The sequence below is a fragment of the Micromonospora salmantinae genome (assembly GCF_022230905.1).
In the GTDB taxonomy this organism is placed as follows: domain Bacteria; phylum Actinomycetota; class Actinomycetes; order Mycobacteriales; family Micromonosporaceae; genus Micromonospora; species Micromonospora salmantinae.
Map to the genome: position 1 here is coordinate 102,846 of NZ_JAKKFG010000004.1, position 14,385 is coordinate 117,230.

The window sequence follows — 14,385 nt, forward strand, 5'->3', positions numbered from 1 at the left end:
GCCGCGTCGATCATAGGGCCGGTAGCTCGGTCGCCGCCCGTAACTCGGCGAACGCCAGGCCCAGGGTGACCGGGGTGAAGTGCGCGTTCAGGCCGCTGGGGTTGGGCAGCACCCACAGCCGGGCGCCGGCCAGCGACTCCGGCTGCGGCCCGAAGGTGGCCTTCGGCCGCTGAAAACCGATCCGGTACGCGGTCACCCCCACCACGGCCACCCAGCGCGGCCGGTACCGCGCCACCTTGTCGGTCAGGATCGCCGCGCCGTCGAGGAGTTCCTCGGTGCTCAGTTCGTCCGCGCGGGCGCTGGCTCGGGCGGCCATGTTGGTGATGCCGAGCCCGAGCGCGGGCAGGTCGTCCTGTTCGCTGGGGTGCAGCAGCCGAGGGGTGAACCCGCCCCGGTGCAGCGCGGGCCAGAACCGGTTGCCGGGTCGCGCGAAGTGCCATCCGGTCGCGGCCGACCACAGGCCCGGGTTGATGCCGACGAAGAGCACCGCCAGCCCCGGCGCGAGCACGTCGGGAATGGTCCGGTCCGCAGCCGCCGCCAGGTCCGCCCGGGACGGCCGGGCCGTCCCGGGCGGTGTCACGTCACGGGCAGCTCGGGCCCCGTCGCGGGTCACAGCCCGCGCAGCGCGCCGCCGTCGACCGGCAGGGTGATCCCGGTGAGGTAGCTCGCGGCGGGGGAGAGCACGAACGCGGCCACCCGGCCGAACTCGGCCGGGTCGCCGAGGCGGCGCAGCGGGATGCCGGCCTCCGCCTCGGCGCGGGCCCGCTCAGGGTCGCCGGTCGCTCCGAACAGCTCCCGGTTGCGATCGGTCATGATCCGGCCAGGCAACAGGCCGACCACCCGGACCCCCCGTGGGCCGTAGTCGTCGGCGATGTCCTTGGCGGCACCGACCAGGCCGGGCCGCAGACCGTTGGAGATGCCGAGACCGGGCACCGGGCCACGCGCCGAGGTGGAGAGCACCAGCCCGATCGCGCCGCCCTCGGGCAGGGCGTTGGCGACCGTGCGGACCGTGCGGATGGTGCCCAGGAAGACGGTCTCGAAGGAGAGCCGCCACTGCTCGTCGGTGACCGCTGCGGCGTTGCCCGGCGGTGGCCCACCGACCGAGATCAGCGCGCCGTCGAGCCGGCCGAAGTGTTCCTGGGCGGCGGCGACGAGCTGCCCCGGGTTCTCCGGGTCGGTCAGGTCCGCGGTCAGCCCGACGGCGTGCTCCGGGCCACCCAGCTGCTTCGCGGCGGCGGCCACCGCGTCCGGGTCGCGGGCCGAGAGCACCACCCGTGCACCGTCGGCGACCAGGCTCTGGGCGGTCGCGTAACCCAGGCCGCGGGAGGCGCCGGTGAGGACGTACACGCGGTCGGTCAGTCCGAGATCCATAACGCCGATCCTGCCGCATCCGGTACGGCGTCGCCAGCAGGGCTGGATGCCCGTGGGGCGGGGCGCAGCAGGCGTACCCGACCGGCGATCTGCACCGCGACGGCGCCGCCGGCGCGGCCCACCGCCGGCGTCCGGCGCGGACGCGGCGCCCGAAGCCCGTCGTAGCGCAGGCGTGCCTCCCGGACGGCCAACTCCTCGGCGGCGGCCGGGGGGAGCGCCTGCTGGGCGTGCAGCGCCCGGGCCAGGTCCCAACCGTCGCGCAGCGATCCGGCGGTGGGTCGCCGGGCGGCCCAGTCGGCGAAGGTGGTCGACCACCTGGCGCCGAGGCCGGCGGCGAGCAGCGGCCAGTGCCGGGCCACCTCGCCGGCCCGTTTGCGCAGCAGGGCCGTGCGGGTGGCGGCCAGCGGTCCCGGCGCGAACCCCGGCGGGGGTGGCCCTCCGGCGACCAGCGCCGCGACCAGTTCGGCCTGCCGTTCGGCGAGCCCGGCACGGGGCGTGGACACGGATTCGCCGTCCGGTGCGCCCGTCATGTCACGGCCGGGAAGCCCGCGGCGGCGGCCAGGGCGTCCAGTTCGGCGCGGAGGTCGGCGGCCGGCGGGTAGTGGCCGTCGCGCTCCAGCAGCAGCGCGGGCGGTCGCCGTCGGGCGCAGAGCGCGCCGACCAGCTCCAACACCGCTGTCGGCACCGGGTCGGTGTGGGTGTCGTGGTAGAAACCGCCGTGCTCGGCGCCGCCGGCCACGTGGGCGTACGCGACCCGTTCCAGCGGCAGGCGGTCCAGCAGATCCAGCGGGTCGGCGCCCCGGTTGCGGGCGTTGGCGTGCACGTTGGCGACGTCCAGCAGCAGCAGTGCCCCGGTCCGGTCGAGGATCTCGGTGAGGAACTCCGCCTCGGTCAACTCGTCGTCGGGCCAGTCGACAAGCGCGGCGATCGGCTCCAGCGCGATCGGCACCGGAAGCTCCGCCTGCGCCCGCGCCACGTTGGCGCAGACCGCGTCGACGGCTTCCCGACTGCGCGGCAGCGGCAGCAGGTGGCCGGCCTCCAGGCCACCGGCCCGGACGAACGCGATGTGCTCGCTGACCAGCGGGGCGTCCAGGCGTTGCGCCACCGCGGCCAGGTGGGCGACCCGGGCCGGGTCGACCGGCTCGGCGCCGCCGAGGGAGAGCCGAACCCCGTGCGGTACGACGGTCACCGCGTGGTCCCGTAGCTGGGTCAGGCCGGGCGGGAGCGGCCCGGAGGCGGGCACCCCCTCGGCCACCACCTCGACGAAACGCAGGCCGGGCAGCTCGGCCACGAAGCCGGCGATCTCCGGACGCCAGCCGATACCGACCCCGGACGGGCCGGTCATCCGCCGCACCCGCCGCCGCCCCCGCACCCGCCGCCTCCACCGCCGCCGTCCCCACCGGAGCTGTCGCCTCCGCCACCGGACGATCCGTCGGACCCGCCCGTCCATCCGCCGTTGCCGGAGAGGGCCTGGCGCTGAATCTCGGCCTGCTCGGCGAAGCCCGGGTCGAGAGCCCAGAGCGAGGCGGTGCCGTACAGGGCCACGCCCATCGCCGCGCCGGCCGCCCCGTAGGTGGCGTAGGCGGGCGCGGAGGCCGGCGCGAGGTGGGTGTGCTCGCCGCGGACGGAACGGAGGGCGGCGCGACCGGCCCGGGTGCGGACGGGTGCCCGGCCCAGCAGCAGGGCGGCGCCGAGGAGCACCGCCAGGGTGAGCAGCAGGTAACCCACCGGGCGACCGCTGAACAGGCCGGAGATCAGCCGGAGCATGCCGAGGCCCAGCAGGGCCAGCAGGAACCGGCTCCAGCGGCGGGCGCGGGCACGCTGCGCGTCGTTCGTCAGCAGTCCACGCTGCTCCAGGCCGTTGCGGATCTGATCCAACGCGGTGCGTACGCGCTCGTCCTGCGGCAGGTCCCGGACCCGGGAGTGCTGGTGGGCGGCCCAGTGGATGGCCTGATCCAGTGGGGTGAGCCCGGTCGGCGCGGCACCGACGGTGGTCAGCCGGCGGTCCGGTCGTACGCCGACCGCGCCGCTGCCGCGCAGCCCGCCCAGCGCCGCGTGTACCGCGAGCTGAGGGCCACCGTTGAGGTACGCGACCTGCTGCGCTCCGAGTGGATCGAGGGTGGGGTGCGCCGGGGCGGTTAGCAGGCGGATCCGGTAGTACGCCGCGATCGCCACCACCAGGATGGCCGCCGCGATGTAGTACCGGAGGAAGGTCGGGCCGGAGATGCCCCAGGTGTCGCCGGACGCGGCGTGGACGTTCATCGACTGCTCCTGTCACCGGAGGGATCGGCGGCCCCATTGTGGAGCAGCCTCGCCACGGGCTTCCGGCCGGTGTGCGCGTGTCAGTGGCGGCGGACCGCCTCCTCGACGAGGTCGAGCACCGGGCCCAGGTCACCGGCCGGTCGGCCCATGGCCAGGTGCAGCACCAGGCCGTCGTAGGCCAGCTCCAGGAACTGGGCCAGCACGTCGATCGGTACGTCCTCGCGCAGCACTCCGGCGTCGCGCTGGCGGGCCAGCCGGTCCCGGGTCGCCTCCGCTATCGCGGCGGACCGCTCCGCCCACCGTCGGGCGAACGCCGGGTCGGTGCGCAGCCGCCGGGAGACCTCCAGTTGGCTGCCCAGCCAGCCGGTGGTGTCCGGCGAGACGGCGCGGGCGAGCAGATCGCGCATCACCTGCACCAGGCCGTTGCGGGCCACCGTCTCGACCATGGCCGCGGCGTCGTCCTCGGCGACGGCGAGGAAGAGCGAGTCCTTGTCGCGGAAGTGGTGGAAGATCGCGCCACGGGACAGTCCGGTGGCCTCCTCGAGGCGGCGTACGGTCGCCCCCTCGTAGCCGAGCCGGGCGAAACACGCCCGGGCCGCGGCGAGGATCTCCTGCCGGCGAGCGTCGAGCTGGTCCTGGCTTACTCTGGGCACACGTCGATCGTTGCAGGTCATCCCGGGGCATGCAAACCGTACGTACGGCTTGGGATGTCGCCGCCTACCATCGCCCGGTGACCCAGCCCCGCACAGTGCCCAGCTCCCCGCTGACAATGGCCACCGTCCAGGCCACCCCCACGCCGGGCGACGTCGCCGGCAACGCGGTCGTCGCCGCCGACCTGGTCCGTCGAGCCGGCGAGCGGGGTGCCCGGGTGGCCGTCCTGCCCGAGTTGTTCCTCTGCGCCTACCACCCGCCGGTTCTCGCCGCCGACCCGGCCGGCACCGACGTCGCGGCCGATCCGGCCGGGATGGTCGCGGATCCCCGGCTCGACCCGCTGCGCGTCGCGGCGCGCGAGGCCGGCGTCACCGCGCTGGTCGGCGCCGCCGTCCGGCACCCGGACGGCCGGCGAACCATCGCGGCGCTGGTGGTCGACCGGACCGGCGAGGTGCGGGTCGGGTACGACAAGCAGCAGTTGTGGGGCGACGAACGGGAGCTGTTCACCCCCGGCGAGCGGGGTGCCACGCTGCTCGTGGACGACTGGCGGCTCGGGCTGGGCATCTGCTACGACGGCTGTTTCCCCGAGCACGGCCGGGCCGCCGCCCTCGACGGCGCACACGCCTACCTGTGCCCCAGCGGTTACCTGGCCGGCTCCGAGCACCGCCGGGATCTCTACTACGCCGCACGTGCCCTGGACAACACGATGTTCGTGGTCTTCGCCAACGCGGTCGGCGGTGTCGACCCGTGGCGGTTCAACGGCGGCGCGGCCATCTACGACCCCGAGGGGCGGGTGCTGGCTCGCGGGGCGGACGACGGCACTGCGGTGCTCGTGGCGACGCTGGATCCCGTCGTGCTCGCGGCCACCCGGACGGCACACTCGATGCTTGTCGATCGGCTGTCGGACCAGGGCGGCCCGCGGCTGTCGATGCCTGGCTGAGCCCTTCGTCAGCTCGATACCCGCCGCATCTGTTGGCGGACACGTCGGTCCCGTAGGGTGCCCGAGTGCCACTGCTCCTGCTGGACCTGGACAACACCCTGCTGGATCGGGCCGGGCCGTTCCGCCGCTGGGGTGAGCGCTTCCTGGACAGCATCGGCGCGCCCCACACCGACATCGACTGGCTGATCTCGATCGACGCCGACGGTCTGACCGACCGCTGGGATCTCGCCGACGCCATCCGGGACCGTTACGAGCTGCGGATTCCCTCGATCGACCTGGTCGAGGAGCTGCACGACGGGGTGGTGGCGCAGACCCGGCTCGACCCGCTGACCGCCTGCGCGCTACGGATCGCCGACGACGCCGGCTGGGTGCCGGTGGTGGTCTGCAACGGCACCGTACGCGTCGAGGACGCCAAGATTCGCCAGACCGGGCTGGACCAGTACGTCGCGGACTGGGTGATCTCCGAAGAGGCCGGCGTCAGCAAACCCAACCCGAGAATCTTCGCGCTCGCCGCCCAGCGGGTCCGGATGCCGCTGCGGGGGGCGTGGGTGATCGGCGACAGCCCGGAGGCGGACATCGGCGGCGCCGCCGCCGTCGGGCTGCCCAGCGTCTGGCTGCACCGGGGGCGCACCTGGTCGGACGTCCGGTTCGCGCCGAGCCGCACGGTGGACGGGTTGATCGCCGCGGTCGCCACCGTGCTGGCCCGCTGAGGGCTCCGCGCTGCCGGCCGTGGGTCGGAGCGGCCGTTCGGGTGGCGGCTCGGTAATTCGGTTGACCGGCGGACGTGGTGGTACGAGCATTGTCCGCGCATGGTGCATCCCGGGCGTGTGCCCGGTCGAGGAGAGGGGGTCGGTCATGGCCGTCTTCGCAGGTCGCTTCCAGCTGCCTATCTCAGCCTCGACCAAGGGAACCTCACCACAGTGCGCGATCATGACCTTCCGGCGCTCGAGCGCCGCCGCGGCAAGAGCCGCTTCGACGACGACGAACCGCAGTTTCTGAAGCGCGGGCGGCCCACCGAGCCGCTCGCAGACCCGGACAGCGAGCCTGACCCGGACACCGGCGAGCGCTGGTCGTCCTGGGACGACGCCGTGCACGGGCCACAGCCGCACCCCGCCTGGCTGGTCACCGAGTTGGCCGCCAAGGACAGCGAGCTGGGTGTGTTGAAGACCGGCAAGGAGGCGGACGTCCACCTGGTCCGTCGGGCCGTGCCGGACACCGACCGGTCCTGCCTGCTCGCTGTGAAACGCTACCGCGATCCCGAGCACCGGTTGTTCCACCGCGATGCCGGCTACCTGGAGGGCCGTCGGGTGCGCCGGTCCCGGGAGAACCGGGCGATGGCCGGCCGGACGGCGTTCGGCCGGCAGATGATCGCCGGGCAGTGGGCGGCGGCCGAGTTCGCCGCGCTCAGCCGGCTCTGGGAGATCGGCGCCGGGCACGACCGGATCGCCGTGCCGTACCCGGTGCAGTTGCGGGGCACCGAGCTGATGCTGGAGTTCGTCGGTGACGCCGAGTCGGGGGAGGCGGCACCCCGGCTGGCCCAACTGCGGCCGGGCCCGACCGAGCTGCGTGACCTGTGGGCCCAACTGGTGGAGGCGCTGCGGGTGCTGGCGCGGGCCGGCTACGCGCACGGCGACCTGTCGCCGTACAACCTGCTCGTGCACCAGGGTCGGCTGGTCGTGATCGACCTGCCGCAGGTGGTCGACGTGGTGGCGAACCCGCAGGGGCCGGAGTTCCTGGCCCGCGATGTGCGGGTGGTCGGCGCCTGGTTCGCGGCCCGGGGTCTCCCCGCCGAGCAGGTGGACCCCGGCATGTTGACCGGAGAGCTGCTGCACGAGGCGGGCCTGCGCTGATCGGAGCGGGTCGGGCGGCCACACCGCCCGACCCGCCACGTCGGCTATTGCAGGTAGCGCTCCACCTCGGGCTTGGGGCGTTCGCCCTGGGCGTCCGGATCGCCGTGGGTCTCCCGGGCGGCCCGTCGGCGGCGCAGCAGGTCCCAGCACTGGTCGAGGGACTCCTCCAGTGCGCGCAGTCGTTCGCTGGTCTCGCCCTCGGTGCCCGACTCGTGGGCCTGGGCGTCGGCACGCAGCCTGTGTTCCTCGTCGACCAGCTCGGAGATCCGGTTCAGGATGGTCTTGTCGTCCATGTCACAGAGCCTGGCACAGGGTGCCGGGCATCGCCCGGATTCGGGGGTACCGGTGCGTCCCACGTCACCGACCCGCACCGGCCAACCCGGGGCCGCCCGTCCGGTGCCGATGCGGCGGTCAGATCGGCGGCACGCGGCCGCTTCGTCCAGCGCGCGTGGTCGTCGGCGCACCCGGCCTGGTGTCGTTCCTGAATATCCACTCAGGATCTGCGTGCGGTGAAAACATCGATGAGTGTGCGTGCGCTTAGATGGAAATTGCGTCGTCCGCAAGTCTGGAGGTGCCCCTCGTTTGGTGAGATGCTTCCGTCGGCCCAGAAGGTGAAAGTTTCATCAACCTGCCCGACCGAAGTGGACCGCTGCGGTCGGCGGGACGACGAGGAGATGTGGTTCGATGTCACAGGTGTCCGAGGCACGCCCCGCCACCGTCAGCACCGAGCCCCGGACAATCCCGTTACGACGCGCTCTGCCGGCACTGGTCCGCGATCCGCTGGGCGCGCTCGTCGACTTCGCGCAGGACGCCGACGGCGACGTCATCCGGCTCAACCTCGGCTCGTTCCGCCCCTATCTGGTCAGCCATCCTGAGCACCTGCAACGCGTCCTGCGGGACAACGTTGCCAACTACACCCGGGACGGCGACGGGTTGCTCTGGCGACCCGTGCGTCGAATCGTGGGTGACGCCATCCTGGTCGCCGAGGGTGAGATCTGGGAGTCCAGCCGAGGCGCGCTGCAACCGTTGTTCACCGCCAAGCGGGCCGAGACGCTCGTCGACAAGATGGCCGAGGCGATCAACGAGGCGGTCGACGAGTGGCTCGAACCGGCCCTCGCCGGTCGCCCGATCGACGGCGGCGCCGAGCTGACCCGGATCGTCCTGCGCACCACAATGCGGGTGCTCTTCGCCGACCGGATCTCGGTCTCCGATGCCCTGCGGGTCAGCGCCGCGCTGGACACCGTCACCACCGCGATGCTCCCCCGGCTGCTGATGCCCGCCGTGCCGTACGGGGTGCCGATGCCCGGCGACCGGCGCTTCCGCGACGCGGTGCGCGCCATCGACGAGGTGGTGCTGCCGATCATCCGGGAGGCCCGGGCCCATCCCACCGACGGCGACGACATCATCTCCACGCTCTGCCGGCCGCGCGCCGACGGCAGCGAACCCGACGAGTACGCGATCCGCGGCGACGTGGTCGCGATGTTCTCCACCGCCACCGAGACCACCATCGCCCTGCTCTCCTGGCTCTGGCCGGTCCTGGCGTCCCGGCCCGACGTGGCCGAGCGGATGACCGACGAGATCGAACGGGTGGTCGGCGTCGAACGGGTCGGCCGCGAGCACCTGCCCCAACTGCGCTACGGCCGGATGGTGCTCGACGAGATGCTGCGGCTCTACCCGGCCGGCTGGATGATCCCGCGCACCGCGGTCGGCGACGACGTGTTGGGCGGGGTGCGGATCAAGGCCGGCGGCACCGTGCTGGTCAGCCCGTACGTCACCCAGCGGATGTCGACGTTCTGGACCGACCCGGCGCTCTTCGACCCGGAGCGGTTCGCGCCGGAGCTGCCCCGGCGCCGCTACCGCTACTCCTACTTCCCGTTCGGCGGAGGCCCGCACCAGTGCCTCGGGCAGTACCTGTTCCTGCTGGAGGCACAGCTCATCGTCAGCACCGTGCTGAGCCGCTACCGCTTCCGGCTGCGCGAACCGGTCGACCTCACCCCTCGGATGGGCGCCTCGCTGCAACCCAAGCAGCGGGCCGAGGTCATCCTCACCCCGGTCGAGCGCCCGGTCGCATCGTGACGGAGACCCCGCGACCGGCGCGAGCCGGTCAGGACGCGGTCGCCGAACAGGGCCGGGTGTGTGCGCTCGCCGTGCGGGGCGTACGCGACCTCCAGGACGTCACCGCCGCTCACCCGGAGCTGTTCGACGCCGCGCCGTTCGACCCGGCGATGCTCAGCTCGGTGGCCACCGCCATCGCCTTCACCGCGCCGTGGCACACCGCCGCGGAACTGCGGATCACCACGCGTACCCTGCTCTGGGTCTTCGCGGCCGACTGGCAGGTCGACTACCTCGCCCGGTCCGTGGACGACGTCCGGCACGTGGTGAACGACTGCCTGGCGGTGGCCGACGGCGCGGTGCCCCCACCGGGGCGACACCTGGCCCGGCTGCTGGCCGACCTGCGCGACGAACTGGCCACCGTGCCGGCGTTCGCCCGGCTGCGCCCGATCTGGCGCGACGAGCTGGCCCGGATGCTCGCCGCCGTGGCGCGGGAGTGGGACTGGAAGCACCTGCCGACCGACCCGACCACCGGCCGGCGCCTGCCGGACCTGAACCGCTACCTGGACAACGCCGACAACCTCGCCTGTTCCTTTGTCAACGTCACCCACTGGATAGCCACCGGCGACGAGAAGACCCTCGCCCAGTTGACCGACCTGCTGGACGCCGGACGTGGCGTGCAGCGGGTGCTGCGGCTGGTCAACGACCTCGCCACGCAGAAGCGCGACGCCGAGTGGGGTGACCTGAACGCCCTCTCGCTGGTCGACGACCCGGCGCAGGTGCACGACCGGTTGGCCGAGCTGACCGCCCGGTCCCGCGGGGACTTGGCCGCCCTCGCCGAGCGGTGCCCCCGCCAGGCGGACTACCTCAACCGGCAGATCTCCTTCACCGGCGGCTTCTACCAACTGTCGGACTTCTGGGGGGCGCGCGATGAGTGAGCGCGCCACCCGGGTGCTCGCCGCCGACCCGGTCGCCGAGGCCGCCCGCGAGTTGATCGCCGGCCTTGGTCTGCGGCCGTGGGGGCAGGTCGCCGCGTCGGTGTACGAGACCGGGCGGCTGGTCGCCGTCGCGCCCTGGCTGACCGGGCACCACCAGCGGATCGCGTTCCTGCTGCGCAGTCAGCGCCCGGACGGGGCGTGGGGCCCACCCGAGGGGTACGCCCTGGTGCCGACGCTGAGCGCCACCGACGCGCTGCTCGCGGCACTGGCCGACGACAGGGCCGGGACGGAACTGCTCGCCCCGGTGGCCCGTGGGCTCGGCGCGCTCGTCGGCACGCTGCTCCCCACCGACGCCCGGACTCTGCCGGACACCCCCGCGCTGGACCTCATCGTTCCGGCGCTGGTCGACACGATCAACGACCGGCTCGCCGGGCTGGAGCGGGCCACCGCCGCCCAACTGCCCCGCCCGCCGTTGCCGCTGCCCACCGGGCTCAAGCGGGACCGGCTGCGCGCGGTGCGGTCCGCTGTGGCCGCCGGAGCGACGCTGCCACCGAAGCTGGCCCACTTCTACGAGATCCTGGACGCGACACCCACCGACGCCGGCCCCACGCTCACCGCGGTGGGCGCCTCACCCGCCGCGACCGCGGCCTGGCTGACCGCGGCCGGCCCGGCCGCCGGCCCCACCGCGCACGCCTTCCTGCTGGCGTTGATCCGCGACGGAGGCGGCCCGGTGCCCTGCCCGGCACCGATCACCGTCTTCGAGCGGGCCTGGGTGCTGAGCGGCCTGCGTCGCGCCGGGATCGCTGTCAACCCGCCGGCCTCCGTCCTGGAGAGCCTGACCGCTGCCACCACCGGCCAGGGAATCGCCACCGGCGACGGACTGCCGACCGACGCCGACACCACATCGGTGTCCCTCGACGCGTTGGCCCGGCTCGACCGTCCGGCGGACCCGGCCAGCCTGTGGGCGTACGAGACGACTGACGGTTTCTGCACCTGGCCGGGGGAGGACGGCTTCTCGGTCACCACAAACGCCCACGTGCTGGACGCCTTCGGTCAGCACCTGATCCGGCACCCGGACGCGGACGGGCGCTATCACCGGGCGGTCGACCGGCTGAGCGCGGTGCTGACCGGGCATCAGCGCGCTGACGGCGCCTGGCAGGACCGGTGGCACGCCTCGCCGTACTACGCCACCGCCTGCTGCGTGCTGGCACTGGCCGAGTTCGGGCGGGGCGCGGCCGCCGCCGAGGCGGTGGATCGGGCGGCCGGTTGGGTGCTGAGCAGCCAGCGCGCGGACGGTTCGTGGGGGCGGTGGGACGGCACCGCCGAGGAGACCGCGTACGCCCTCCAGGTGCTGCTGACGGTGCCGACGACGGTGCCACGGGTCGACGACGCCGTGGCGCGTGGGCACGCCTACCTGCACGAATCCGCCGACCGGGAGCACCCTCCACTGTGGTACGGCAAGGAGCTGTACTGTCCGACCGTCATCGTTCGCGCCACTGTGCTCGCCGCCTGCCGACTGGCCGGCGTTCGTGCCTCGGGCGTGGACCGATCGGTGGTGGATTGCGGTTACCAGTCAACAAAAACAGCAACTTGAGGGGTTGTGTGGACACTGCTAGCGTACGCAGAGCCTCAGCCCGGATGCCCCGCTGTGGTGGGACGTCGCCCCCTCTGATCATTCGTTGATGAGCTGAGTCAACGCCCAGCCTGGGACGGTTCAATGCGTTCTCGCGGTACGAGTATCCGCACCAAGGTTGTCGCCCTGCTGCTCTCCCTGGTCGCGCTCTGGATGTTCGCGGCGTGGGTGACCCTGCGTGACGGGTTCAACCTGCTCGGTGTCCAGTTGCTCAACAGCAAGGTCTACACGCCGAGCGAGCCGCTCTTGCAGGAGCTCCAGGTGGAGCGGCGATTGACCCAGGCGTACCTGAGCAACCCCGAGGCCGCGCAGCGGACGGCGCTCGAGGCCGAGCAGCGCAAGACCGCGCAGTTGGCCGCCGACTTCGCCGCCTCGGTGCGCAACTGGCAGGTCGACGTCGCCGGCAGCTCCGCACTGGACACGCAGCTCGGTATGACGATCGCCCAGGTCAACGGGTTGGAGCGGACCCGCGCGGAAGTGCTGGACCGCAAGATCGACCGGATCGCCGCCGCCGAGGCGTACACCGACACTATCGAGTCGATCTTCCAGATCTACGACGTGACGGGCAGCCTGGACGACAAGCAGATCGCCGGCGAGGCCGCTGCCCTGATCCAGCTCAACCGGATGAAGGAGCTGATCTCCCAGGAGGACGCGCTGCTCAGCGGCCTCTTCGGCAACGGTCGGATGAGCGGCGCCGAATACGCCCGCTACGTCGCGCTGGTGGGCTCGGAGCGGTTCCTCGGTGAGGAGACCCGGGTCCGGCTCGCCGACGCCGACCAGCGCCGTTACCAACAGCTCGTCGAGGGTGAGGCGTTCACCCGGCTGCGCGCCGTGCAGGACAGCATCATCCGCGAGGGCCGGCCGTCGACCCAGCTGCCGGTCGGTGCCGAGCAGTGGCGGGGCACTGTCGAGCCGGCGCTGGCCGAGGTGAACGACGTCGTGACCGCCGGCGGTGAGGGCATCGTGGACCGGGCCACCGGCGTCGCCGTGATGGTCGTCGTCCGGCTGGTGCTCGCCACCGGCCTCGGCCTGCTCGCCGTCATCGCCTCGGTCGTCGTCTCCATCACCACGGCCCGGACCCTCCTGCGCCAGCTCGAGCGGCTGCGGCAGGCCGCCTGGCAGCTCGCCGACGAACGGCTGCCCCGCGTGGTTGAGCGGCTCGGCCGAGGCGAGGAGGTCGATGTCGCCACCGAGGCACCCCCGCTGGAGTTCGGCACCGACGAGATCGGCCAGGTCGGCAAGGCGTTCAACGCGGTCCAGGAGACCGCGCTGCGCACCGCCGTCGAGCAGGCCGACCTGCGTCGCAACGTCCGCGAGGTCTTCCTGAGCCTGGCCCGACGCACGCAGGCACTCGTCCACCGCCAGCTCACCCTGCTCGACGCGATGGAGCGCCGCGAGCACGACGCGGAGGAACTGGAGGACCTGTTCCGGGTCGACCACCTGGCCACCCGGATGCGGCGCAACGCGGAAAACCTGATCGTGCTCTCCGGCTCCACCCCCGGTCGGGCCTGGCGGCGCAACGTCCCGGTGGTCGACGTGGTGCGCGGCGCCGTGGCCGAGGTGGAGGACTACACCCGGGTCAACGTGCTTCCGCTCGGGCCGGTCTCGCTCGCCGGCCGCGCGGTCGGCGACGTCATCCACCTGCTCGCCGAGCTGATCGAGAACGGCCTGTCGTTCTCCCCGCCACACACGACAGTCGAGGTCCGCGGCCAACTGGTCTCCAACGGGTTCGCCATCGAGATCGAGGACCGGGGCCTCGGCATGAGCGAGGAGGACCTGGCCGCGGCGAACCACCGGATCGTCGACCAGTCCGAGCTGAACCTCGCCAACGCCGCCCGCCTCGGGCTCTACGTGGTGAGCCGGCTGACCGAACGGCACGGCGTGCGGGTACGGCTCAAGGAATCCGCGTACGGCGGCACCACAGCGGTCGTGCTGATCCCGCTGGAGCTGGTCACCGAGGCCGGCGCCTCCCCGGAGGACTCCGGCTCGTTCCGGACCGGCTCGGCCATCGCGATGCCGTCGGCGCCCGCGAAGGACAGCGGCCGTCCGGCGACCCTCACACCGGTCGCGCTCGCCACACCGACGACCACCGCTTCGGAGGCGGCGGTGACCTCGGTGGCGCCGATGCCGGCCGACACCACAGCGCCGGCGACGGACGAGGAGGCCGAGGCGGACACCGTTCTCCCCACCCGACAGCGGACCACCCCGGCAACCGGCACCCCCGACCTGCCCACCCGCGCCCGGCGCGGGCCGGCTCAACCAGCCCTGGAAGCCCCGACCGTGCCCACCGGCCTGCCCGCCGTCGACCGCACCCGCCCGGAGACCCCCGACGGAGAGCCGGCCCCGGCCGGCGACGGTGGCCCGGCGCCCGCCCGCGCCGAGGCGGAGCGGACCGACTCCGGCCTGCCCGTCCGGGTCCGACAGGCGAACATCGTTCCCGAGTTGCGAGACGACCCGGCGGTGTCCGAAACCGACGACGAGGATGTGGTGCGCCCACCGGAGCAGGTTCGCCGGATGATGAGCTCCTACCAGACCGGCACCCGGCGTGGGCGGACCGACGCGGCTCGGCTGCTCGGCGGCGCCTCCGGCGCCCCGGCGGCGACGCCGTCCGAGCCGACCGACGAGGATCCACAAGCGACCTGACCGAGCACCGACGACGCGGGTTGCCGCGCGGTGTGACGGTCGAGC

The 14,385-nt window shown here is 73.3% G+C and carries 14 protein-coding genes; 7 read left to right on the forward strand and 7 right to left on the reverse strand.

All coding sequences use genetic code 11. The annotated features are described in order from the left end of the window. Positions 1-10: 10 nt before the first annotated feature. The 6 genes from mug to PSH03_RS03060 all read right to left on the reverse strand — a co-directional run bounded on the left by mug (position 11) and on the right by PSH03_RS03060 (position 4,286). A complete protein-coding gene (gene mug / locus PSH03_RS03035; protein ID WP_372494701.1) occupies positions 11-613 on the reverse strand; it encodes a G/U mismatch-specific DNA glycosylase in 603 nt (200 codons plus the stop codon). After that, entirely contained in the window at positions 610-1,371 is a 762-nt protein-coding gene (locus tag PSH03_RS03040) for an SDR family oxidoreductase (protein ID WP_238688177.1), read from the reverse strand. Before PSH03_RS03040 ends, mug begins: the two co-directional genes overlap by 4 nt. Then, entirely contained in the window at positions 1,356-1,901 is a 546-nt protein-coding gene (locus PSH03_RS03045) for an SCO6045 C-terminal-like domain-containing protein (protein WP_238688178.1), read from the reverse strand. Before PSH03_RS03045 ends, PSH03_RS03040 begins: the two co-directional genes overlap by 16 nt. Then, complete coding sequence (locus tag PSH03_RS03050) at positions 1,898-2,716, reverse strand: MbnB/TglH/ChrH family RiPP precursor modification enzyme (RefSeq protein ID WP_210784978.1); 819 nt, start codon at positions 2,714-2,716, stop codon at positions 1,898-1,900. The genes PSH03_RS03045 and PSH03_RS03050 overlap by 4 nt, the downstream gene beginning before the upstream one ends. Beyond that, complete coding sequence (locus tag PSH03_RS03055) at positions 2,713-3,633, reverse strand: TIGR04222 domain-containing membrane protein (RefSeq protein WP_238688179.1); 921 nt, start codon at positions 3,631-3,633, stop codon at positions 2,713-2,715. The genes PSH03_RS03050 and PSH03_RS03055 overlap by 4 nt, the downstream gene beginning before the upstream one ends. Before the next feature lie 80 nt (positions 3,634-3,713). Beyond that, complete coding sequence (locus PSH03_RS03060; RefSeq protein ID WP_091403732.1) at positions 3,714-4,286, reverse strand: TetR/AcrR family transcriptional regulator; 573 nt, start codon at positions 4,284-4,286, stop codon at positions 3,714-3,716. A gap of 77 nt (positions 4,287-4,363) precedes the next feature. Here PSH03_RS03060 and PSH03_RS03065 point away from each other — a divergent pair, with 77 nt between their 5' ends. The 3 genes from PSH03_RS03065 to PSH03_RS03075 all read left to right on the forward strand — a co-directional run bounded on the left by PSH03_RS03065 (position 4,364) and on the right by PSH03_RS03075 (position 7,074). After that, entirely contained in the window at positions 4,364-5,224 is an 861-nt protein-coding gene (locus PSH03_RS03065) for a carbon-nitrogen hydrolase family protein (RefSeq protein WP_238688180.1), read from the forward strand. Between the two features lie 65 nt (positions 5,225-5,289). Continuing rightward, positions 5,290-5,934 carry an HAD family hydrolase gene (locus PSH03_RS03070; protein WP_091403736.1) on the forward strand — a complete coding sequence of 215 codons (645 nt, stop codon included), beginning with the start codon at positions 5,290-5,292 and terminating at the stop codon, positions 5,932-5,934. A 210-nt stretch (positions 5,935-6,144) separates the two neighbouring features. Beyond that, a complete protein-coding gene (locus PSH03_RS03075; RefSeq protein ID WP_238688181.1) occupies positions 6,145-7,074 on the forward strand; it encodes a serine protein kinase RIO in 930 nt (309 codons plus the stop codon). 44 nt (positions 7,075-7,118) lie between these two features. On the opposite strand, the gene PSH03_RS03080 is transcribed toward PSH03_RS03075, so the two are convergent. Continuing rightward, the gene (locus tag PSH03_RS03080; RefSeq protein ID WP_238688182.1) at positions 7,119-7,367 is read right to left on the reverse strand and encodes a DUF2630 family protein; all 249 of its coding nucleotides are present in this window, start codon (positions 7,365-7,367) and stop codon (positions 7,119-7,121) included. A 445-nt stretch (positions 7,368-7,812) separates the two neighbouring features. Here PSH03_RS03080 and PSH03_RS03085 point away from each other — a divergent pair, with 445 nt between their 5' ends. The 4 genes from PSH03_RS03085 (at position 7,813) to PSH03_RS03100 (ending at position 14,340) form a co-directional block, all read left to right on the forward strand. Beyond that, complete coding sequence (locus PSH03_RS03085) at positions 7,813-9,150, forward strand: cytochrome P450 (protein ID WP_238688434.1); 1,338 nt, start codon at positions 7,813-7,815, stop codon at positions 9,148-9,150. Then, positions 9,147-10,064, forward strand: coding sequence for a terpene synthase family protein (locus tag PSH03_RS03090; protein ID WP_238688183.1), 918 nt, complete (start codon positions 9,147-9,149; stop codon positions 10,062-10,064). Before PSH03_RS03085 ends, PSH03_RS03090 begins: the two co-directional genes overlap by 4 nt. Continuing rightward, positions 10,057-11,658: a prenyltransferase/squalene oxidase repeat-containing protein gene (locus tag PSH03_RS03095; protein WP_238688184.1), complete on the forward strand. Its 1,602-nt coding sequence runs from the start codon at positions 10,057-10,059 to the stop codon at positions 11,656-11,658. Before PSH03_RS03090 ends, PSH03_RS03095 begins: the two co-directional genes overlap by 8 nt. A 123-nt stretch (positions 11,659-11,781) precedes the next feature. Next, positions 11,782-14,340, forward strand: coding sequence for a sensor histidine kinase (locus tag PSH03_RS03100; protein ID WP_238688185.1), 2,559 nt, complete (start codon positions 11,782-11,784; stop codon positions 14,338-14,340). Positions 14,341-14,385 lie beyond the last annotated feature (45 nt).